The organism is Terrabacter aeriphilus (genome assembly GCF_039542985.1).
Classification (GTDB): domain Bacteria; phylum Actinomycetota; class Actinomycetes; order Actinomycetales; family Dermatophilaceae; genus Terrabacter; species Terrabacter aeriphilus.
This window is the reverse complement of record NZ_BAABIW010000020.1, coordinates 159,844-181,005: the sequence shown is the minus strand read 5'-3', so window position 1 is coordinate 181,005 and position 21,162 is coordinate 159,844. Positions and strand designations below refer to the sequence as shown.

General features: G+C 74.0%; 14 protein-coding genes and 1 riboswitch. Of the genes, 6 read left to right on the top strand and 8 right to left on the bottom strand.

Annotated features, from left to right (window positions below; all coding sequences use genetic code 11):
- Positions 1-5: 5 nt before the first annotated feature.
- A riboswitch (SAM riboswitch) is annotated at positions 6-121 on the bottom strand.
- A gap of 78 nt (positions 122-199) precedes the next feature.
- The 3 genes from ABD979_RS16250 to ABD979_RS16240 all read right to left on the bottom strand — a co-directional run bounded on the left by ABD979_RS16250 (position 200) and on the right by ABD979_RS16240 (position 3,006).
- A complete protein-coding gene (locus ABD979_RS16250) occupies positions 200-1,684 on the bottom strand; it encodes a DUF4192 family protein (RefSeq protein WP_345508544.1) in 1,485 nt (494 codons plus the stop codon).
- An 88-nt stretch (positions 1,685-1,772) separates the two neighbouring features.
- Positions 1,773-2,282, bottom strand: coding sequence for a DUF1232 domain-containing protein (locus tag ABD979_RS16245; RefSeq protein WP_345508543.1), 510 nt, complete (start codon positions 2,280-2,282; stop codon positions 1,773-1,775).
- 10 nt (positions 2,283-2,292) lie between these two features.
- The gene (locus ABD979_RS16240; RefSeq protein WP_345508542.1) at positions 2,293-3,006 is read right to left on the bottom strand and encodes an EcsC family protein; all 714 of its coding nucleotides are present in this window, start codon (positions 3,004-3,006) and stop codon (positions 2,293-2,295) included.
- Positions 3,007-3,150: 144 nt separating this feature from the next.
- On the opposite strand from ABD979_RS16240, the gene ABD979_RS16235 reads away from it, so the two are divergent.
- Together ABD979_RS16235 and ABD979_RS16230 are read left to right on the top strand one after the other, a co-directional pair.
- Positions 3,151-4,314 (top strand): MalY/PatB family protein, encoded by a 1,164-nt coding sequence (locus ABD979_RS16235; protein WP_345508541.1) that lies wholly within the window; start codon positions 3,151-3,153, stop codon positions 4,312-4,314.
- Entirely contained in the window at positions 4,307-6,058 is a 1,752-nt protein-coding gene (locus ABD979_RS16230; protein WP_345508540.1) for a DNA polymerase, read from the top strand. Before ABD979_RS16235 ends, ABD979_RS16230 begins: the two co-directional genes overlap by 8 nt.
- A 79-nt stretch (positions 6,059-6,137) precedes the next feature.
- On the opposite strand, the gene ABD979_RS16225 is transcribed toward ABD979_RS16230, so the two are convergent.
- Both ABD979_RS16225 and hrpA read right to left on the bottom strand, forming a co-directional pair.
- A complete protein-coding gene (locus ABD979_RS16225; RefSeq protein WP_345508539.1) occupies positions 6,138-7,070 on the bottom strand; it encodes a proteasome assembly chaperone family protein in 933 nt (310 codons plus the stop codon).
- Between the two features lie 109 nt (positions 7,071-7,179).
- The gene (gene hrpA, locus ABD979_RS16220; RefSeq protein ID WP_345508538.1) at positions 7,180-11,184 is read right to left on the bottom strand and encodes an ATP-dependent RNA helicase HrpA; all 4,005 of its coding nucleotides are present in this window, start codon (positions 11,182-11,184) and stop codon (positions 7,180-7,182) included.
- Between the two features lie 158 nt (positions 11,185-11,342).
- Here hrpA and ABD979_RS16215 point away from each other — a divergent pair, with 158 nt between their 5' ends.
- The 3 genes from ABD979_RS16215 (at position 11,343) to ABD979_RS16205 (ending at position 17,389) form a co-directional block, all read left to right on the top strand.
- Entirely contained in the window at positions 11,343-12,197 is an 855-nt protein-coding gene (locus tag ABD979_RS16215; protein WP_345508537.1) for a hypothetical protein, read from the top strand.
- A 94-nt stretch (positions 12,198-12,291) separates the two neighbouring features.
- A complete protein-coding gene (locus ABD979_RS16210; RefSeq protein ID WP_345508536.1) occupies positions 12,292-13,266 on the top strand; it encodes a hypothetical protein in 975 nt (324 codons plus the stop codon).
- Between the two features lie 109 nt (positions 13,267-13,375).
- A complete protein-coding gene (locus tag ABD979_RS16205) occupies positions 13,376-17,389 on the top strand; it encodes a hypothetical protein (RefSeq protein ID WP_345508535.1) in 4,014 nt (1,337 codons plus the stop codon).
- 50 nt (positions 17,390-17,439) lie between these two features.
- On the opposite strand, the gene ABD979_RS16200 is transcribed toward ABD979_RS16205, so the two are convergent.
- Genes ABD979_RS16200 through ABD979_RS16190 form a run of 3 tightly spaced genes read right to left on the bottom strand, consistent with a single transcriptional unit; the run spans position 17,440 to position 19,537 of the window.
- Complete coding sequence (locus tag ABD979_RS16200; RefSeq protein ID WP_345508534.1) at positions 17,440-18,684, bottom strand: lipid II:glycine glycyltransferase FemX; 1,245 nt, start codon at positions 18,682-18,684, stop codon at positions 17,440-17,442.
- 24 nt (positions 18,685-18,708) lie between these two features.
- Complete coding sequence (locus ABD979_RS16195; protein WP_345508533.1) at positions 18,709-19,182, bottom strand: hypothetical protein; 474 nt, start codon at positions 19,180-19,182, stop codon at positions 18,709-18,711.
- On the bottom strand, positions 19,175-19,537 hold the full coding sequence (locus ABD979_RS16190; RefSeq protein ID WP_345508532.1) for a hypothetical protein: 363 nt from the start codon (positions 19,535-19,537) through the stop codon (positions 19,175-19,177). The genes ABD979_RS16195 and ABD979_RS16190 overlap by 8 nt, the downstream gene beginning before the upstream one ends.
- A gap of 155 nt (positions 19,538-19,692) precedes the next feature.
- On the opposite strand from ABD979_RS16190, the gene ABD979_RS16185 reads away from it, so the two are divergent.
- Complete coding sequence (locus ABD979_RS16185) at positions 19,693-21,132, top strand: ADP-ribosylglycohydrolase family protein (RefSeq protein ID WP_345508618.1); 1,440 nt, start codon at positions 19,693-19,695, stop codon at positions 21,130-21,132.
- Positions 21,133-21,162 lie beyond the last annotated feature (30 nt).

The window sequence follows — 21,162 nt, the reverse complement described above, 5'->3', positions numbered from 1 at the left end:
CTGCTCGCTCGCGCTTGCACGCATCCGGGGACGGATGCGGCCGGGTCCTCACCCGGGGCACCCCACCGCGAAGGAGGGTTGCCGACCAGCGAGCCGGGGCTTGTCGCTGGTACTCATGACCTGCCCACGATCCTACGGGAGCCCGGCCCGATGGCCGAGGCTCTCGTCCACGTCGTGGACGCCGGATCCCACGCGCGACTCACGTGCAGCGGTGCGGCCGCAGGCCGCCGTCGAGCGCGTCCCGCAGCAGCCCGGCCAGCACGTGCCCGGGCTCCAGCTCGAGCGCGCGGTCGACCGCGACCCGGGCCCGGGCCCCGTCGCCGCACCACCACGCCACCGCCGCCACGAGCGACAGCAGGGGCGCCGCGTGGACGGCGGGCGTGAGCCGGCAGACCTGCTCGAGCCGCGCCTGCACCACGTGGGGCAGCGTCGCCTCCTCCCAGGCGTCCCAGTCGTCCCCGGCGAGGTCGTCGAGGAGGCCGAGGTCGTCGACGTCGTCCAGCTCGTCGAGGGCGTCCTGCTCGTCGAGGGCGCCCGGTTCTTCGAGGTCTTCGAGGTCGTCGCCCCCGCCACCGTCGTCACCGAGGAGCTCGTCGTCACCGCCCGCCTCGCCGGCGTCGCCGGCCGAACCGGCACCACCGGCGTCCTCCGTTGCTGAGCCGTCGTCCCTGCCGTCCGCGCGCTGCTCCGGACCGGAGAGGTCGACGACGTCACCGAGCAGCCGGTCCTGCGGGGACGCCGCCCCGAGCAGGCGCAGGCCCGGCCCGAGGAACAGCTCGAGGGCCGGCGCGAGCACGTCCGGCGGCGGCCCGAAGACGCTCGAGCCGGGGCAGAGCCACGCGATGACCGCGTCGCGCACGAAGGCGTCGCGCAGCGGCCCCACGAGAGCCGGCAGCCAGTGCTCGATGCCGTAGCCGACGATGTCGCCGCGCAGCACGCCGCCCCAGGCCACGAGCGCGTCGTCGACGAGGAACTCGAGGGGCGTGAGGTCGTCGTCCAGCACACCGAACCGGGCTCCCGCCCGGGCCGCACCGCGGGCCCGGCCCGCCCCGGGCCCCCGACCGCTCCCCCGCGCACCACCCGGCCGGCCGGTCCTCGGCCGACCGGACCTCCCGCGGCGCGACCACCCGCCCGCGTTCGCGTAGCGCCGCTGCCAGTCCTCGACGGACCGGCGCGCGAGGTCGTGCCGCGGCGCGTCGCGCGCGAGCGGCTCGACGAGCCGTGCGAGCTCGCTGCGGTCCGGGAGCACCGCGTGCCCCAGCGCGACGTAGCTGGCGACGGCCGGCACGTCGGCGAGCTCGGGCACCGGCCACCCCTGCTCCGGGCACCGTGCGGAGTGCAGGTCCCACCAGCGCCCCTCGCGCACGACGAGGCGCTCGCGCAGGCCCACGTCGTGGGCGTCCAGCCCGTCGGCGAGGGCGCCGAGCAGTGGCAGCGCCTCGTCGCGGTCGTCCTCGAAGGCCACGAGCGCGACCGCCGTGGGCGCCTCCGTCAGCAGCGTCGGCAGCAACCGGGCCGCGGCCAGGGGCGCCAGCTCCGGGCCGACGAGGTCCAGGCGGGCGACGAGACCGAGCCGGGCGCCGCGGAAGCAGGCGACCACGACGCTCCGGATCGGCTGGAACCCGAGGTGGTAGGGAAGGATGGTCAGCAGCTCGGCCGGCCCGGCCAGGGAGATCTTCGGCATGCGACGAGCCTCGTCACGTCGCCGCCTCTGCGACAGGCCCCGTCCCCAACCTGTGGACGACCCCGCCTGGCCCGCGGGGGGTGTGGATTCAGCGCTCGAGGCGCCTGCGCACGGTCTCCATCGCGTAGTCGGTCGCCGCCCGGCGCATCCCCTCCGGCAGCCGCGCACGCTCGCGCCCCGCGGCACCGCGACCCCACGGCGCCCGTCCCGCGTCACCGAGCGTGTCACCGGGCGAGCCCGCGCCGTCGGGCGCGCCCGCCCTCAGGCCCTGGCCGCGCTCCCACGCGAGGTAGCGGTCGGTCTCCTCGACGAAGGCCCGGACGGCCCACGCGACGACCACGGCGTCGTCAGCCGCACCGACGACGGGCAGCACCGCCTCGGGCACGAGGTCGACCGGCGAGGCGACGTAGGCCACCGCAGCGGCGACGAGCCCGAGGCGCCGGAGGGTGGTGCCGGCATACGCCCCGCTGCGGGTGGCACGGACGAGCCGCGGCACCGCCTGCACCCGCTCCGAGAGGGCGGGGGCGCCGGGCCGGGTGGACGCGCGCACGACCGACGCGACGGTCGCCGCGATCTTGAGCCGTGAGGCGGTCTTCACGGCAGCCCGGTCAGCGCTCGCCCGGCGCGAGGGGCGGGAACTCCTTCGCGGCCTGGCGACCGATGCGGCTCAGCATGTAGACGTCGACGCCGGCGCCGACGAGCCCGCCGACGACCGGCACGGCGCGGCCGAGGCGTGAGAAGGCGCTCTGGCCGACGCGCCCCACGAGGCGGAAGGCGACGGCCTTGTTGAGCACCATGAGCGCGGGTGCCGGCAGCCGGTCGGTCGCGAGCGACGAGAGCTTGCCGCCGGGGGTCTTGAGGCCGGCCTTCTTCAGCAGGTCGTCGCTGTCCGCGCCGACGAGCGTGAGCAGCACCGCGGAGCGCACCTCCGGCTTGTCGACGTCGTAGCCGCGCACCGCGGCGGTCGCCGCGGTGAGCCGCGTGGCCAGCAGGTAGAACTCGAGCACGTTCGCGGGCAGCGAGACCGGCATGGTGAAGAACCCGCCGAGGCCGGTCGCGAAGCCGCCGACCGCCCCGAGCTGGCGGTGGTCGCGCACCAGCACGCGCAGGGCCTGCTCGTCGTCGCCGCGGGCGTGCTTGAGCGCGCCGGCCGCGACGGTGCGGGCCGAGTCGAAGGGGCCCAGGCCGTCGATCCCGACGGCCATGAGGCGCTCGATGAAGCGGGTGGCCGCGGCGTTGAGCCCGCCCTCGGGCTGCCCCGCCCGGTCCGGCGCTGCGCCGCCCCGCGTCGTCACGTCGGCGTTCCTGCCCTTGCCTGCCATGTCCACTCCAGAAGCTCAATCGAAAACCGTCGCCCTGCACCTACCCGGCCCGTGGGGCCGTCGGACGCCACCGTATGCCGGAGCGTGCCCCCGCGGGTGCACCGCCCCGAGCGCGCGGTCGGTCACGTCTCGTAGGGTCGGCCCATGCCCCCGACCGAGCGCTCCGGACGCATCCTCGACGTGCCGCTGGCCGAGCTGCACCGCGACCGCACCTCGGTGAAGTGGCGGGTGCACGGCGACGGCGTCATCCCGATGTGGATCGCGGAGATGGACTGCTCCCCCTGCCCGGCCGTCGTCGAGGCCGTCACGGCGGCCGTGAGCCGGGGCGACACGGGCTACGCGATGACGCAGGAGTATGCCGACGCCTTCGCCGGCTTCGCCGCGGACGAGTGGAACTGGACGTTCGACGCCGCGGCGACGACGCGCGTGGCCGACGTGCTCACGGGCGTCACGCACCTGTTGCGCCTCCTCACCGACGCCGGCGGCCCGATCGTCGTGAGCCCGCCGGTCTACAACGCCTTCTACGAGGTGATCGAGGCGTGCGACCGCGAGGTCGTCGAGGCGCCCCTCGGCGCGGACCTCCGCCTCGACCTCGACGCCCTCGCCGACACCTTCGCCCGCGTCACGCGCGGAGGCGTGCGGGCGGCATACCTGCTCTCGAACCCGCACAACCCGACGGGAACGGTGCACACCCCGGCCGAGCTGCAGGCGCTGGCGGCGCTCGCCGACGAGCACGGCGTGCGCGTCGTCGCCGACGAGATCCACGGGCCGCTCGTCATGCCGACGAGCACGTTCACGCCCTACCTGACCCTGCCGGGCACCGAACGGGGGGTCACGGTCACGTCGGCCTCCAAGGCGTGGAACCTCGCGGGGCTCAAGGCCGCGATCATCGTCCCGGGTGCCGATGCCGTCGACGACGTGGCCGGGCTGCACGAGTTCGTGACCTTCGGGGCCAGCCAGCTGGGGGTCATCGCCCAGACCGCCGCCTTCCGCGACGGGCGCGACTGGCTCCACCGGCTCGTCGGCGAGCTCGACGAGAACCGCACGCTGCTCGCCGAGCTCGTGGCCGCCCGCCTCCCGGGGGCGCAGCTCGTCGTGCCCGAGGCGACCTACCTCGCGTGGGTCGACCTCGGCGGACTGGGACTCGGGACCGACCCGGCGGGCGAGCTCACCCGCCGGGCCGGTGTGGCGCTCTCCGCCGGCCCCATCTTCGGCTCGGGCGGCGAGGGCTTCGCGCGGCTCAACTTCGCCACGTCACCCGAGGTCCTCCGGACCGCGATCGAGCGCATCGCGAGATCCCTTGAGTGACAAGGCCGCCGGCCCGCCGTTCGTCGCGCTCGTGGTCGGCCCCGCGGGGGCGTATGCCGTCGGCGCGGGTGTCGACGAGGCGTGGCCGCTCCCCGACGTCGTGCGCCGTTTCGTCGACACGAGCGCGCGGCTCCAACCGCGCTGGGTCGTCTGGTCGGCGGCGTCGACCCTGCGCGAGGTCGTCGGGGCCCGACTGCCCGTCTCGCGCACGTGGGACCTCGCCGAGGCCCACCGCATCGTGCACGGCGGCTGGTGGGCGACGCCGGGTCACGTCGTCGCCGGGTGCCGCGGCCTCGACGAGGCGGCGGTGCCGGCGCCACGGGCCCACCGCCTGCACGGCTTCGACGGCGACCTCTTCGACGTCGCCGCCGGCGACGACACGGCCCTGCTCACCGCCGAGGGGCACCTGCGCGCCGACGCCCTGGGCTGGGCGACCGACGACGACCGGCTGCGCCGGCTGGCCGTGCTCGCGCTCGAGTGCCGCGACGCGCAGGGCGCTGCGCTCGACCGCCTCGGTGGCCCGCACGTCGCCCGGCTCGAGCGCACCGTCTGGTCGGAGTCCGCCGCAGCGGTGCTGTGCCTCGAGCTCGAGCGCGACGGGCTGCCGGTCGACCGGCTCGCCGCCGAGGACCTCATCAGCGGGTCGGCGGGCCCGCGCCCGCGCGACGAGGCCGACGCGGCCCGCATCCGCAGCGAGCGCGACGCGGCCGTGCTGCGGCACGCCCCGGGGCGCGAGCGCACCGACCTGCGCAACCCCGGTCAGGTCCGCGAGCTGCTGCAGTCGGTCGGCGTCGACGTGCCGAACACCCGGGCCTGGGTGCTCGAGCCCTATCGGCACACCCACCCGCTCGTCGACGCCCTCCTCGGCTGGCGCAAGGACGAGCGCATCGCGACGACCTACGGCTACCGCTGGCTCGACGAGCACGTCGGGCCGGACGACCGGCTGCGTGGCGGCTGGACGGCCTGCGACGGTGCGGCCGGCCGGATGACGGCCCAGAACGGCCTGCACAACCTCCCCGCTCCCCTGCGCCCCGCCGTGTGCGCGGCGGCCGGTCACGTGTTCGTGCGCGCCGACCTCGGGCAGATCGAGCCGCGCGTGCTCGCCGTCGTGAGCGGCGACCGGGCCTTCGCGGAGGCCACGCGCGCCGACGACCTCTACGCACCCGTCGCGGCCAAGCTGGGGGCCGACCGCCCCCGGGCCAAGGTGGCCGTGCTCGCCGCGATGTACGGCCAGCGCTCCGGCGCGGCCGGCGAGGCCCTCAAGGACCTCGAGCGGGCCTACCCCGTGGCCATGGGCCTGCTCGACCGGACGTATGCCGACGGCGTGGCCCGGCGCCCGGTGCGCACGTGGGGCGGTCGGCTCATCCGTTTCGGCGGGGTGCCGACGGCGGCCCTCGAGCCGGGCGCTCCCGAGCCGTCCGGCAGCGCCGAGTTCTCGGCCACCGGCGCCGACGGGGCGCGGGGTCGCTACGCGCGCAACGCGATCATCCAGGGGTCGGCCGCCGAGCTCTTCAAGGCCTGGGCCGCGACGGTGCGCCACGCCGTGCGCCCCCTCGGCGGGCACATCGTGCTGTGCCTGCACGACGAGCTGCTCGTGCACGTGCCGCAGGAGGCCGCGGCCGAGGCCGCTGCGGCGGTGGAGCACACCCTCACGGCCGCCGCCCGCACGTGGGCCGGGACGGACGAGGTGCGCTTCGTGGCCGACACGTCGGTCATCCGCCGCTGGAGCGAAGCCAAGCCCTAGGCCCCCGCTCAACCGTCGAGAGGCCAGTTTTCGCGAGTCACGGCATGTCGAGAGGCCACCAACTCTGGCCTCTCGACGGTTAGTGGTGGTCGTCTTCGTCGTCGGTGACGTCCTTGAGGAAGGCCTCGAACTCGGCGCCGATCTCGTCGGCGGTCGGCAGGTCCGAGAGATCCGTGGCGAGCAGGCTGCGCTGCTTGCGCCCCTCGAGAAAGGTGTCGTACTGCTGCTCGAGGGCCCGCACCACGGCGGTGATCTCGTCGGACTCCTCCATCTGGCGGGCGATCTCGGCGCGGTTGAGCCCGGCCGTCGCGGCGAGGTCGCGCAGGTCGAGGTCGAGACCGGTCGCGGCGCGCACGCGCTCGAGGCCGAGCACGGCGGCGTCGGCGAACTCGCTCTGACCGAGGTAGTGCGGCACGTGCACGGCGAAGCCGATGGCGTCGCGGCCGGCCTCGCCGAGCCGCAGCTCGAGCAGCGAGGAGAAGCTCGCGGGCACCTGCACCGTGCCGAAGGCCGGTTCGTTGCCGGAGACGAGGCTCGGGTTCGTGCCGTGGGCCGTGACGCCGAGGGGGCGGGTGTGCGGCACGGCCATCGGGATGCCGTGCACGCTGACGGTCAGGTCGACGCCGAACGCCTTGACCAGGGTCGTCGTGGCCTCGACCATCCGGTTCCACTGGTAGTCGGGCTCGGGGCCGACGAGGAGCAGGAAGGGCACGCCCTCCCGGTCGACGACGCGGTGGAGCAGCAGGCTCGGGTCGTCGTAGCTGCTCCAGTGGTCGCGGTCGAAGACCATGACGGGGCGCCGGCCGCGGTAGTCGAGCAGCTGGTCGACGTCGAAGGAGGCGATGACGCGCGACTCGTGGGTCGCGAGGAGGTGGTCGGCCATGAGTCGCTGGGTGTGGCCGGCGTCGATGAATCCGCCGAGGGCGACGACGAGCACCGAGGCCTGCAGCTCCTGGAGCTGGCTCGGTGACGTGTCGCTCTCGAACTGGAAGAGCTCGGTCGGGTCCTGCACGGGTCTGGCCTTTCGTCGTCCGGGGTCGAAGGGTGCAACGCCCCGTCCCGGCCCATGATTCCCCACCGACGGCATCCCTGCGGGGACCCTCGTCCGGACGACGATCGGGTCAGGCGCCGACCTTGGTGATCGCCTTGAGGACGCGCTGCGGCGACACGCTGTATGCCGTGCCGACCGTCTGCGCGAAGAGCGAGACCCGCAGCTCCTCGATCATCCAGCCGATCTCGACGACGTCGGCGGAGCCGCGCTGCGCGGGACGCAGCGTGTCGAGCAGGTCGGCGTAGCGACCCTCGACGAGGTCGACCTGCTCCAGCGCCTGCGCGTCCCGCGCGAGGTTCGTCGGCGCCTTCTCGAGACGGTGCGCGACGGCGCGCAGGTAGCGGTCGAGGTCGGGCAGGCGCCGCATCCCGGTGTCGGCGACGAAACCGGGACGCACGAGCTCGCGCAGCTGGGCGCGCACGTCGGCGAGCATCGGCCGGATGGCGGAGCTGCTCGACCGGTCGAGCTCCGCGAGCCGGTTCGTCAGGTCGAGGTGCTTGGCGAGGATCGGCTCGACGAGCCCGACGACCTGCACGACCTTCGCGGTCGTGTGCGTGCGCACCGCCGACAGCGCCCACTCGAAGTCCTCGCGGCTGCGCACCGCGTGGTCGGCGCCCGAGCCACGTCCGCTGACCGCGTCGTCGCGGATGGCGTCGACGGCCGCGGCGAGGCAGTCGTCGAGCAGGGCCGGCACGCTGCCGTGGGGGTTGTGGCCGAGCGCGAGCTTCTGCGCGTTCGTCAGGCGCGCGAGGATCTGCTTCCACGGCGGGGTGATGCCGAGCAGGAGCAGGCGACGCACCCCGAGGCGGTGCTCGGCGTCGGCCTCGGCCCGCGTCGGCAGCACCCGGAGGTCGACCGCCGAGCCGGCGTCGACGAGGGCGGGGAAGCCCTGGATGCCCTGCGTGCCCTCGAACGTCTCGGGCACCCCCGCGTCGGGGAAGGCCGTGAGCCCGCGTCGCTCGATGCCCGAGCCGGCGCGGCTCACCTGCCGCCTCAGCTGCGGCGCGGCGGCGTCGCGCACCGCCTCGAGGTCCTTGCCCACCGCGACGGCGCGCCCGTCGGGACCGTCGACGGAGAAGGTGACGGTGAGGTGCGCCGGCACGCGCTCGACGTCGAAGTCGGCCGCGGTGACGGCCACCCCGGCGCGGCGGCGCAGCACCGTCGCGAGCTCCGGCAGGAGCGGTCCCGACCTCGGGTCGAGCTCGGGCAGCACGGCCCGCGCGTGGTCGGGGGCCGGCACGAGCAGGCGCCGGATGCCCTTGGGGAGGCTGCGGATCAGGGCGGTGAGCAGCTCCTCGCGGAAGCCCGGCACCTGCCAGTCGAAGCCGTCGGGGGTCACCTGGTTGAGGCGCTCGACGGGGATGTGCACGGTGACACCGTCCTGGGCGGAGCCGGGCTCGAACTGGTACGTCACCTCGAGCACGTTCTCGCCCTGGGTCCACGTCGTCGGGTGGTCCTCGTCGGCGATGCTGCCGGCGCTCTCGCGCAGGAGCAGCTCCTCGGTGAACGTCAGCAGGTCGGGCGTCTGCCGGCGCGCCTTCTTCCACCACGAGTCGAAGTGCCGACCCGAGACGACCTCAGCCGGAATGCGCTTGTCGTAGAAGGCGATCAAGGTGCTGTCGTCGACGACGATGTCGCGCCGGCGGGTGCGCGCCTCGAGCTCCGAGAGACGCTCGACGAGGGCCGCGTTCTCCGTGCGGAAGGCGTGCTCCGTCTGCCAGTCCCCCTCGACGAGGGCGTGCCGCACGAAGAGGTCGCGGGCGAGCTCCGGGTCGACCTTGCCGAGCCCGACGACGCGCCCGACGACGAGCGGCACGCCGTAGAGGGTCACGCGCTCCGTCGCGACGGCCGACCCCCGCTTGCCGGACCACCGCGGCTCGGAGTACTGGCGCTTGACGAGGTGCTCCCCGAGCTGCTCGGCCCACACGGGGTCGATGCGGGCGTTGACGCGGGCCCAGAGCCGGCTCGTCTCGACGAGCTCCTCGGCCATGACGAACTGCGGCTGCTTGCGGAACAGCGCCGAGCCGGGACTGATGCCGAAGCGCGTGCCGCGGGCGCCGGCATACTCACGCTTCTGCTCGTCGCGCACCCCGACGTGCGAGAGCAGCCCGGCGAGGAGCGACTGGTGGATCGCGTCGGCGTCGATCTCACCCTCGCCGACCTGCACGGTGCCACGGCTCACGTCGAGACCCGCCTGCTTGGCCGCCTGCCGCACCTGGGTGTGGAGGTCCTGCCACTCGCGGATGCGCAGGTAGTGGAGGAACTCGTTCTTGCAGAGCCGCCGGAAGGCGCTGCTGCTCAGCTCCCTCTGCTGCTCCTTGAGGTAGGCCCACAGGTTCAACCAGGTGACGAAATCGCTTGTCTCGTCGGCGAATCGCTTGTGCGAGGCGTTGGCGAGCTCCTGCTTCTCCTGCGGCCGCTCCCGAGGATCCTGGATCGAGAGCGCCGACACGATGACGAGCACCTCACGCAGCACACCGCGCTTGTCGGCCTCGATGACCATGCGCGCGTGACGCGGGTCGATCGGCAGGGTGGCGATGGTGCGTCCGTATGCCGTGAGGCGGCGTCCCGGACGTCGCCGCCCACGGGCGGGCGCGGGCTCGGCGTCCTCGGGCGAGAACGCCTGCAGCTCCTCGAGCAGCCGGACGCCGTCGGTGATCTGGCGGCTGTCGGGCGGGTCGACGAACGGGAAGCGCGCGATGTCGCCGAGGCCGAGGCTCGTCATCTGGAGGATGACCGAGGCGAGGTTGGTCCGGAGGATCTCGGGGTCGGTGAACTCGGGGCGGCTGTCGAAGTCGTCCTCGGAGTAGAGCCGGATCGCGATGCCGTCGGCCACGCGGCCGCAGCGGCCGGAGCGCTGGTTGGCCGAGGCCTGGCTCACCGGCTCGATCGGCAGGCGCTGCACCTTGGTGCGCTGGCTGTAGCGGCTGATGCGCGCCGTCCCGGTGTCGATGACGTAGCGGATGCCGGGCACGGTCAGTGACGTCTCGGCGACGTTGGTGGCCAACACGATCCGCCGTCCGGTGTGCGAGGAGAAGACGCGGTGCTGCTCGGCCGCCGACAGCCGGCCGTAGAGCGGCACGACCTCGGTGACCGGCAGTTTCATCCCGTTGAGCGCGTCGGCCGCGTCGCGGATCTCGCGCTCCCCCGAGAAGAAGACGAGGATGTCGCTGCTCGTGCCGGAGTGCCGCTCGGTCCACAGCTCCTCGACCGCCTCGCAGACCCCCTGCACCATGTCGCGCTCCTCCGCGTCGGGGCGGTCGGGGTCGACGAGCGGGCGGTAGCGGATCTCGACGGGGAAGGTGCGACCCGACACCTCGATGATCGGCGCCGGCTCACCGGTGGCCGGGTCGGCGAAGTGCTCGGCGAAGCGCTGCGGGTCGATCGTCGCCGACGTGATGACGACCTTGAGGTCGGGGCGGCGCGGCAGCAGCTGCTTGAGGTAGCCGAGGATGAAGTCGATGTTGAGGCTGCGCTCGTGGGCCTCGTCGATGATGATCGTGTCGTAGCGGCGCAGCTCGCGGTCGCGCTGCATCTCCGCGAGCAGGATGCCGTCGGTCATCACCTTGACGAGCGTGTCGCGGCTGCTCTGGTCGGTGAAGCGCACCTGGTAGCCGACGGCCGTGCCGAGCTCGACGGCGAGCTCCTCGGAGAGCCGCTCGGCCACGGCCCGGGCCGCGATGCGGCGCGGCTGGGTGTGGCCGATGACCCCGTCGACGCCGCGGCCCAGCTCGAGGCAGATCTTGGGGATCTGCGTCGTCTTGCCCGAGCCCGTCTCGCCGGCGATGACGACGACCTGGTGGTCGCGGATCGCGGCGGCGATGTCGTCGCGGCGCTCGACGACCGGCAGGTGCTCGGGATACGTGATCTCCGGGACCGCAGCGGCACGGGCGGCTCGTCGCGCCGCCGCGCGGGCGTCGCGCTCCCGGTTTCCCGGGTCGGTGGCCGTGGCCGGGCCTGTCGCCGGGCCAGTGGCCGGCTGCTCACCCGTGCCGGGACGCCGGCGTCCGCGCCCCCGGGAGGGGCGGCGGGAGGTCCGCGAGCGCGCGGGCGCGTTCGCGGACTCTTCGGGCATGCTGCAAAGGATAGGCGGGGCCCCCGGCGGCTCCGAATGGATATCGGCCGCCCGGTCGCGGCGGACCCGGAACGCGACGCCGGATTTCGTGGTCTGAGGTGCGACGGCGCGGGCCGGAGAGGACCTACGGTGGTCCCACGCGTCGAGGGGAGCACGCCGTGTCGGACGACGACTCGAGGACGGCCCCGACCAGGAGGTCGGGCCGGTCAAGCACGTCAGGCACCGCGCGCAGCCTGCCGGCCGGCGCGGCCCGGCCCGCCCTGCCGGACCCCCAGCACGACCGGCACGTCTCCTTCCCCGACGACCAGCCCGACGCGTCGCCCGACGGGGCACTCGGTCGCCCGCACCCGGCGGCCGCCGCGCTGCCGGCGGAGGCGTGGGCGCCCCGGACCGCCCCCTCCCGACCTCGCGGGACGTCGGTCGCGCGGCCCGGGCCACCGCCACCCCCCACGCCCGTCCCGAGCTCCAGGCGCCGGTTCCCGGGCTGGGTCGCCGTCCTGCTCGTGCCGCCCCTCCTGCTCGGCATCGCCGGCAACCAGAGCCACGACGCCTCCGGCGACTGCACCGGCACCTTCACGCAGCTGGAGGTCGACGGCACGACCACGATTTGCTCCGTCGGTGACGGCCCCTTCGCGGTCGAGGGCGTGATGGTCACGGACGTCAGCGCCTCGACCATCCACGCCCCGTTCCTCCGCGGGCGCCCCGTCGTGGCACCGGTCCCGTCCGGCGCCAGCCTCCTCACGGTCGAGGTCGTCATGGTGCCGCCCGACTCGGGCGGCCCCGGTCCGGTGGCCCAGGTCGAGACCATGGTCGACGGCACCAGCGTCGACAGCCACGAGGCGCCGGTGCCCTACGCACTCGACGTGCAGCTCGACACGCCGCACTCGGAGCTCGTCGTCGTGGCCGCCGTGACGTCCGGAGAGGGCCGCGTGCAGTGTCGCGTCTACGCCGGCTCCACGCTCGTCGCCGTCAACACCTCGACCCTCGAGGCCCGCTGCACCGTGCCGCTCTGACCCACGTCGCCGCGACCGGCCGGGCGGAGCCCGCGCGGCGGCCTGCACATCGCTCGCCTAGATTGGGCAGCCGACACCGAGAACGAGGGGACCTGTGTCAGACCAGCCATCGCACGCACCCGATCCGACGCGCGACACGACGGGCGAGGCCGCCGAGCCCGCCGCGAGCGCCCCGCACGACGCACCCACCGCGGAGGACGTGCCGACGCCCGGGGACGTACCGGCATACGACAGGACGTTCGGGCTCGAGGCAGCCGAGCCGAGCTGGGTGCCGCAGCGTGCCGACGACGAGACGGCAACGGCGCGGAAGGCCGCCGGCGCCCAGGGCACCCCGGGCACCCCGGAGGCGCCGAGGGACCCGGAGGGCACCACGACCCACGTCGGCCCCGCTTCGGGAGGTATCCACCGGACGGCACGGACCATCACCCTGCCGCGACCGGCAGCCCGGCTGCTCGGTGGCCGGCTGCGCGCCTGGCACGTCGTCGCCGTCGTCGTCGGCCTGTTCGTGCCGCTCGGCCTGTGGGCCGCGATCGACGGCGCCGACGACCTCGACCCGCTGTCGTCCCCGGCCCGGGTGGCTCCCCGCCGCCCTGCCGTCACCCGCACCTTCCCCACCCCGCAGGTCCCCACCGTGACGCGCCCGACGGCGCCGACCGCGCCCACCGGAGCCGTCCCGACCCGGGGTGCGATGACCGCGCCTCCGCTCGTGAAGGTGCCGACCGTGCCCGTCACCCCCGTGCCCACGGACGCCCGCACCATCCGCTTCGAGGCGCAGGCCGAGGGTGGCACCCGCGTCGAGGTCGCCCTCTCGGACGCCACGCACCAACGGCACGACTTCGCCGCGCAACCGGCGCCGCTCGCCTTCGACGTGCCGGTGCCGGCGGCGGTCACGAGCAAGGACTACTTCAGCCTGCGGGTGCGCGCTGCCGGTGCCGCCGGCACGACCTCCGCGGACCGACCCACCGTCGTGTGCCGGGTGCTCGTCGACGGCGTGCTCGTCACCTCGCAGCAGGGCCGGGGGTATGCGACGTGCTACCTCAGCCCGTACTACGACCTCCGGCGCCGCTGACCCTCCGCCCGTGCTGCCGCGGGCTTTGTGCCGATTTCACCGTTTCTGCACCGTCGCTCGCAGCGGCCCCTAGTCTGACGCCGGAGTCATCTGGACAACAGGGGGAAGCATGTCGTCGACGACGTCACGTCGCCGTGTGGGGTTGTGGGTCAGGGCCGTGCTCGCGGCCGTCATCGTCGTGGGTCTCGTGCCGCCGTCGGCCGGGACCGCGGTCGCCGCGCCTGCGGCCACGCGCGGGCTGACGCCGAGCAGCGGCGCCGCGAGCTCCGCGACCCCGGTGCTCGGCTGGCAGGCCTCCGTCGGGGCCAGGCGCTACGACGTCGAACTGTCCGCCGTCCCGGACTTCAGCAGCATCCTCTTCACGAGGTCGACGACGAACACGCGCCTCGTGCCGACCGTCATGCTGCCGGACGGAGACGTCTTCTGGCGGGTGCGCACCGTCGACGCCGCGGGCATCGGTGCCTGGGCCACGTCCGCGCTCGCGGTCCGCTCGACGCTGCCGCCCACGCCGAAGGGACCGGCCGACGGCTCGTCGCTGGCCCAGCCGGCCAACCCCCCGCTGCTGTCGTGGACCGCCGTGCCGGGCGCGACGAGCTACCTGGTCGACGTCGACGTCGACACCGACTTCGTCGGGGCCTCGACCTACACGACGAAGACCACCTCCGTCGTGGTGCCCGACGCCCGGGCCGACGGCCGCTACTACTGGCGCGTGCGTGCCCAGCTCGCCAACGGCCGCTACACCGCGTACTCCGTCGTGTGGGGCTACTCGATCGGTCCCCTCTCCCAGGTGACGCCGAGCTACCCGGAGGACGGCGCCGCCGTCGAGGACGTCGTGCTCTCGTGGAACCCCGTCGCGGGCGCCAAGACCTATGAGCTGCAGGTCAGCACCGACCAGGACTTCAACACCCTGCTCGACAACAAGGTCAACCTCAAGGGCACGCGCTACTCCCCGCCGACGACGTACCTCAACGACCAGTACTACTGGCGCGTGCGGGCGCGCAACGCCCAGGGCGAGACCTTCGACTGGCAGCAGGTGGAGCAGAAGCGCCTCGTCCAGCGCAACTGGCTCGACCGACCGACGCTGCTGCACCCGGCGGACATGCCTTCGCCGCCGACCGGCGATGACTTCTACTTCGAATGGGAGCCCGTCCAGCACGCGACGCGCTACCAGCTCGACCTCGGTCGCGACCCGAACTTCTCGCCGCTCTCCTTCACGACCTGCGAGATGGCCGGCACGACGTACACGCCCGCGCACCTGCTCGACCGCAAGAACTGCGCGCCGGTCCAGGGCGGGGTCTACTACTGGCGCGTCCGCGCCATCGACGGGCCCGCCGACGTGCAGGGCATCTACTCCGAGATCCACTCCTTCGTCTACGCGACCGGACAGGTGATCCAGACAGCGCCGGCCGATGGGGCGAGCGTCAGCGTCCCCACGCTGCGGTGGCAGGCCGCCCGTGACGTCGAGAAGTACCGCGTGATCCTCACGAGCGGCACCGGCAGGGTCGTCGCCGACATCAAGACCTACGCCCTCAGCTGGACTTCCGACAAGGCGCTCGCCGCCACTGACGGCCCCTACAGCTGGACGGTCCAGTCGATCACGGCCGACGGCCGGGAGTCGCCCCGCTACGCACCGCGACGCTTCGAGCTGCTCGAGAACGCGCCGACGACCGGGGCGCTCGAGGCACTCACGCCGATCGGCGCCGGCACGGCGACGAACAGGTTCCCAGGCCTCGCGTGGCAGCCCGCGGAGGACGCTGCGTACTACCGAGTCCGCATCGGCGACAAGAACAGCGAATACTTCTACGACGAGGCCACCGCCCCGATCCTCTCGACGAAGTACGCCTACCCGGCCGCCACGGACACGTCGCTCGCGATCCTGAAGCCGGGCGAGTACCGCTGGTTCGTCGAGGCCTTCTCGGCCCGGAACGTCCGGTTGGCACAGGGCACGACGATGGGCTCTTTCACGATCACCGAGCTCGCGCCGGTGACCGGTCGCCGGCTGGCTGTCACCGGCACGAGCCTCGACGCCGGCAAGGCCTGCACAGCGTCGATCTCAGCTCCGACCACGAGCCCGATCCTGTGCACGGACGTGCCGACGACGCCGGTCCTTGACTGGGACTCGGTGCCGGACGCGTCCTACTACATGGTCTACGTGGCCCGTGACCGCGAGCTGACCAACCTCGTCTACCCCGAGCCTCGGATTCCCAGGGTCACGGGCAGCCGCTGGACCCCCAACATCTACAACAAGCCGATGGCGCTGCCGGACAGCCAGGCCGGGCAGGCGTACTACTGGTACATCCGGCCGTGCAAGGCCAACGGTGTGTGCGGGCCCGACCCGGTGTCGACGCTCGCGGCGGCCACGAACGCCTTCAGCAAGACCTCGCCCCCGGTGAGCCTGACGTCGCCGGCGGCCGGGGCGGCCGTCGCCAACCAAGTCACGTTCTCGTGGCAGGACTACCTCACCACGAACGCGGCGAGCACGTATGCCGCGACCGGTGAGCGCAGCACGCAGACGGCGATGAGCTACCGCATCCAGGTCTCGCAGACCCGCAGCTTCGCCACGCTGGTCGACGACAAGGTCGTCGACCAGGCGACCTACACGGCGTGGGACCGGACCTACCCCGAGGGCCCGCTCTACTGGCGGGTGCAGGCCATCGACGCGGCCGGCAACGGACTCACGTGGTCGGTCGGCGACCGGCCCGGCCAGGCCGGGAGGGAGTTCCGCAAGCTGAGCCCCGCCCCCGTGCTGCGCTCCCCCGTGGGCAACGCCGTGACCGGAGGACTCTCGCCGTTCGTCTGGACGCCGGCCGACTTCGCCGGCAGCTACGTCCTCGAGGTCTACCGCAACGACGACACGAACTGGTCGCCCGTCAACCGGGTCGCCTCCGTCACGGGCCGGCAGGTGGCCTACGCGCACGGCCTGCCGCTGCCCGCGAGCAGCTCGGCCTACGTCTGGCGCGTCGCGCGGCTCGACGCGGACAACCGCCCCGGCCAGTGGTCGACGACCGGCCGCTTCTTCTCCACGGGCACCGTTCCGACCCAGACCTCCCCGGCCGTCGGGGCAGCCATGAGCCAGTCGAGCCCGTACTTCTCGTGGACCGCCGTACCGGGTGGGGTGACGTACCGCTTCGAGCGTCGCGCCCCGGGCACGACCGCCCTCGCGGAGAACGTCACGACGAGCGCGCAGGCCTGGGCCCCGACGGCAGCCCTGCCGATGGGCGCGTGGGAGTGGCGTGTCGTGGCCGTCGACGCGAACCGCGCCGACCTCGGGGCGAGCGCCTGGCGCCCGTTCACCGCGGTGGGCACGCTCACCCTGACGCCCTCGCCGAGCGTCACCGGCGTCGTGCGGGTGGGCTCGCGCCTGACCGCGGCCCCGGGAACGTGGACCCCGGCGCCGGTCACGCTCGCCTACCAGTGGTACCGCTCCGGCGTCGCCATCAGTGGCGCACGGTCGGCGACCTACACCCTCACGGCGAGCGACCTCTCCCAGAAGGTCAGGGTCCGGGTCGTCGGGTCGAAGGTCGGCTACGCGTCCGTCGCCCGCTACTCCGCGGAGACGGCGACGGTCGCGAGCGGCCTCCTGACGCCGTCACCGACGCCGAAGGTCACGGGGACGGTCCGGGTCGGCAGCCGCCTGACGGCGACCGCGGGCACGTGGGGACCAGCCCCCGTCACGCTCTCCTACCAGTGGTTCCGCTCGGGCGTCGCCGTGCGCGGCGCCACGACGTCCAGCTACCTGCTGGGCACGGCCGACCTCGGCAAGACCGTTCGCGTCGCGGTGACCGGCCGTCGAATCGCGTTCGCCACGCTGACGCGCACGTCGGCGAGCACGGCCCCCGTCGCTCCCCGCGCCCTCACGGCGAGCCCGGTCCCCCGGGTCTCGGGCACGGCCCGCGTGGGACGCACGCTCACCGCGAGCGCCGGCACGTGGGGCCCGTCGCCGGTCACCCTCTCCTACCAGTGGTACCGCGCCGGGGTCGCCGTGCGTGGCGCGACGGCCCGCACGTACGTCCTCAAGAGCGCCGACGTCAGCCGCACGTTCACGGTGCGCGTCACCGGCCGCAAGACGGGGTATGCCACCACGACCAGGGCCTCGGCCGCGACGAGGTCCGTCACCCGCTGAGACCGCTGCACGAGAACGGCCCGCGCCATCGAGGCGCGGGCCGTTCTGCGTCAGACGTCCCCGGCGTCGTCCGATGCGCGGGCCGCCTTGCGGCGCTTGTTGATCGCGATGCGAGCGGCCATCGCCCTCTCGAACGCGAGGTGCCAGAAACGGCTGAGCACGAGCTCGCGCTCGCCCACCATCTCGACGACGTCGGCGCCGGCCCCGAGCTTGAAGAGGAGCAGACCCGTCAGCGGGCTCGTGGCCCCGAGCGAGGTGTTGAAGCCGCGGAAGTCGTACGCCTCGCACCCGGCCGCCGCGGCGTCTCGCATCGCCTGCCACTGCAGGGCGTTCGAGGCACGGGCGTCGCGGTTCCGCTCGGTCGAGCCGCCGTAGAGGTAGGAGAAGGTGCGCCCGAAGCGGATCATCAGCGCGGAGGCGAGCACGTCGCCGTCGACGTGGGCCTCGTAGAAGCGCGCCGAGACCGGGCCGTCGTCGTCGGAGGCGAACGATCGCGCCATGACGTCGAAGTAGGCCTTGGGCCGGGGCAGGAAGTTGTCGCGCCGAGCCGACTCGACGTAGAGGTCGTGGAAGGTGTCGAGGCCCTCGGGACCGACGGCCCGCACCTGCACACCGGCCTTCTCGGCCTTCTTGACGTTGCGTCGCCACTGCTGGTTCATGCCCTTGAGCAGCTCGGCGTCCGTGCGGCCCCGGAGGTCGACGACGCACAGGAGGCGCGGCTGGCCGACGGCCACGCCGTCGGCCCCGAGCGGAAGCCAGCCGTTGCGGTCGAGCCACGCCTCGAGCCGCCGGGCGGACGGGTTGTCGACGGCGGCAGGCAGGCTCGTGAAGCTGAGCAGGCCGCTGTCGGTGACCTGCTTCTTGACGGGCTCCCGGTCCCACACGCGGGAGACGACGGGGTAGCCGAGCCGCAGCGCGAACGCCTTGGCGTCCTTGGCCCACGCGACGAGGGGATCGAGCCACCGCGCGGGGTCCTCGGCCACGAGGTCCCAGGGAAGCCCCGGCCCCTCGGGCAGGTAGGCGTACGAGCGGGACAGGCGCGGGATGGTGCGGGAGAGCACGAGCCCGGCCCCGACGCGTCGGCCCGTGGCGTCGAACCAGCCGAGGTGGGTGCTGCGCCACCCCTGCTTGGCGCGTCCCCAGGCCGGCGTCTGCAGGAAGCTGCCGCCGACCTCGAGGAGCGTCTCGACGGCCTCGTCGGGCGTGATCTCACGTACGGTGAGCGGCCACCTGGGGGGCTCGGTGAGAGGGGCCGCCGGCGAGGGCGGCGCCGTGACGGGGGTCTGCTCGGTCATGGGCGCCACCCTAGCGGCGCCGGATCACTCCTCCGACGCCACCCGCGCGCCGTCGGCCACCTCGGCAGCGGCGGTCGCCCTCGCGGTCCGGCGGATCCACCAGAGGCCGAGCACCGGCAGCAGCAGCGGGACGTAGCCGTAGCCCGAGCCGAAGTGCGACCACACCGTCTTGTCCGGGAAGGCGGACGGGACGGCATACGAAATCGCGCCGACGACGAGCACGCCGAGCAGCTCGACCCCCAGCGCGCCCGTCGCGAGGCGCACCGAGGCGCGGTCGCCGCGGGCGAGGCCGACGGTCGCGACGATGTAGATGACCGCGGCGAGCGCCGAGAGCACGTAGGAGGTGGGGGCCCGGTCGAAGTACTCGCTGATCTGCAGGATCGAGCGACCGGTCGCCGCGAGGGCGAGCAGGCCGTAGACGGCCACGAGGAGTCGCCCGAACCCGTGACCGGTGTGGGGCCGCGCGGGCGGGGTGGTGGTCTGCGTCGGCTCAGGCATTGAGGGTCCAGACCTGCTGGAGGCGGGCGACGAGGATGGCCACGACGAGGGCGCCGCCGAGCACGACGGCCATGGACCACTGCGTCTTCTCCTTGACGGCGATGACGACGGCCACCGGCACGACGACGAGCACGGTGAAGAGGTAGGCGATGAAGGTGGCCCGCTCCGCGCCGTCGGCGATGGCCGACGATCGGGCCAGCCCGACGACGAGCTGGACGAGCAGGCCCAGCTCGAGCACGCCGCCGACGATGATGAGCGGGTCGTCGACAAGGCGCCGACGCAGCAGGTGGTGGGCGGCCAGCAGGCCGAGCAGGCCGCACGCCACGAGGAGCACGACGGTCAGGGGTTGGAGCACCCGAGAAGCGTACGGCGTCGCCGCCGGCCGGACCGTCGCGGCCCGACGTCGACGGTGCCGGTAGTTTCGTGCCGGTGCCCACCAGCGCCGCGATCCACCCGAGTCCCCCGCCCGGCTCCCAGCCCGGCAAGCAGCCCCGAGGAGTCCCCGTGCCGATGCGTCCCCTCGCCGTCGACCGTGCCGCCGGCGTGCTGCTCGGGGAGGCGTGCGGCGACGCGCTCGGCGTGCCCTACGAGATGGCCGCTCCCCCGGTGGGCGAGGCCGTCATGAAGGGCGGCGGTCTCGGGCCCTACGAGCCCGGCGAGTGGAGCGACGACACCCAGATGACGCTGTGCGTGGCGCAGGTGGCGGCCCGCGGCATCGACCTCAGCTCGCCCGACGGCCTCGACGCCGTCGCCCATGCCTTCACCGCGTGGCTCGACGGTGGGGCCACCGACGTGGGCATCCAGACCAAGGCTGTGCTCACCGAGGCGAAGGGCCTCTCGGGTCGACCGCACGAGCGGCTGACGCGCGCGAGCAAGGCGCTGCACGCCCGAACGGGCCTGACCGCGGGCAACGGAGCCCTGATGCGCACCCCGATCGTCGGGGTCTCCGCGCTCGACGACCGGGCGGCGACGGCGCGCGCCGCGCGGGCCATCGCGGAGCTCACCCACACCGACCCCCTCGCCGGCGACTCGGCCGTGCTGTGGTCGGAGGCCGTCCGCGTGGCCGTGACCGAGGGGCGCCTCGACCTCGCCGCCGGCCTCGACCTCGTCAGTGCCGCGAACGCCGGGCGGTGGGGCGACTGGATCGAGGCTGCGACGGGCGCCGAGCCGGGCAGCTTCGGCGACAACGGCTACACCGTGACAGCGCTGCAGGACGCGTGGGCCGCCATCACGACGACCGACCGCGGTGACGGCTCCGCCATGCACCTCCAGCGGGGTCTGCAGGCTGCCGTGCGCGCCGGTCACGACACCGACACCGTGGCCGCGATCGCCGGTTCCCTTCTCGGCGCGCGCTACGGGGCGTCGGCGGTGCCCACGCAGTGGCGCCGGATGGTGCACGGCTGGCCGGGCCTGCGGGCTCACGACCTCGTCGAGCTCTCGGTGTCGACCTCGGTGAACGGCCGTCGTCCCGGCGAGTGGCCGTCGGTGGCCTCGATGGGCGACCCGGCGATCCCGGCGCTCGGGGTGCCGCACCCCATCGACCCCGACATCGTGCTCGGCACCATCACCGACCTCGCCCGCGCCGACGAGCTCGACGTCCAGGCGATCGTGTCGCTGTGCGCCCTCGGGCTCGAGGACATCCCGGCGGCCGGGATGTCGGCCCGCGACCACATCGAGTTCTGGATCAACGACGAGGAGCAGGAGGCCGCCAACCCGCACCTCGACTTCGTGCTCGACGACGCCTCGTCCGCACTGCGCCAGTTCCGCGCCGAGGGCAAGCGGGTGCTCGTCCACTGCCGCCACGGCATCCAGCGCATGCCCGCCGTCGCGCTCCGGTATGCCGTCGACCTCGGTGTCGCTCCCGAGCTCGCGGAGCGCTCGATCCGGGAGGCCCTGCCCGGCATCCTCGGCGAGGGACGCCTCTGGCACGTCGCCGCCCACGGCGCCTGAGCGACGCCTGAGCGACGCCCGAGCGACGCC

Bases quoted from the DNA above. Each gene is read 5' to 3' on its own strand.
- ABD979_RS16205 (WP_345508535.1), top strand. From the start codon at position 13,376: ATGTCGTCGACGACGTCACGTCGCCGTGTGGGGTTGTGGGTCAGGGCC.
- ABD979_RS16240 (WP_345508542.1), bottom strand. From the start codon at position 3,006: ATGGCAGGCAAGGGCAGGAACGCCGACGTGACGACGCGGGGCGGCGCA.
- ABD979_RS16195 (WP_345508533.1), bottom strand. From the start codon at position 19,182: ATGCCTGAGCCGACGCAGACCACCACCCCGCCCGCGCGGCCCCACACC.
- ABD979_RS16185 (WP_345508618.1), top strand. From the start codon at position 19,693: ATGCGTCCCCTCGCCGTCGACCGTGCCGCCGGCGTGCTGCTCGGGGAG.
- hrpA (WP_345508538.1), bottom strand. From the start codon at position 11,184: ATGCCCGAAGAGTCCGCGAACGCGCCCGCGCGCTCGCGGACCTCCCGC.
- ABD979_RS16200 (WP_345508534.1), bottom strand. From the start codon at position 18,684: ATGACCGAGCAGACCCCCGTCACGGCGCCGCCCTCGCCGGCGGCCCCT.
- ABD979_RS16235 (WP_345508541.1), top strand. From the start codon at position 3,151: ATGCCCCCGACCGAGCGCTCCGGACGCATCCTCGACGTGCCGCTGGCC.
- ABD979_RS16250 (WP_345508544.1), bottom strand. From the start codon at position 1,684: ATGCCGAAGATCTCCCTGGCCGGGCCGGCCGAGCTGCTGACCATCCTT.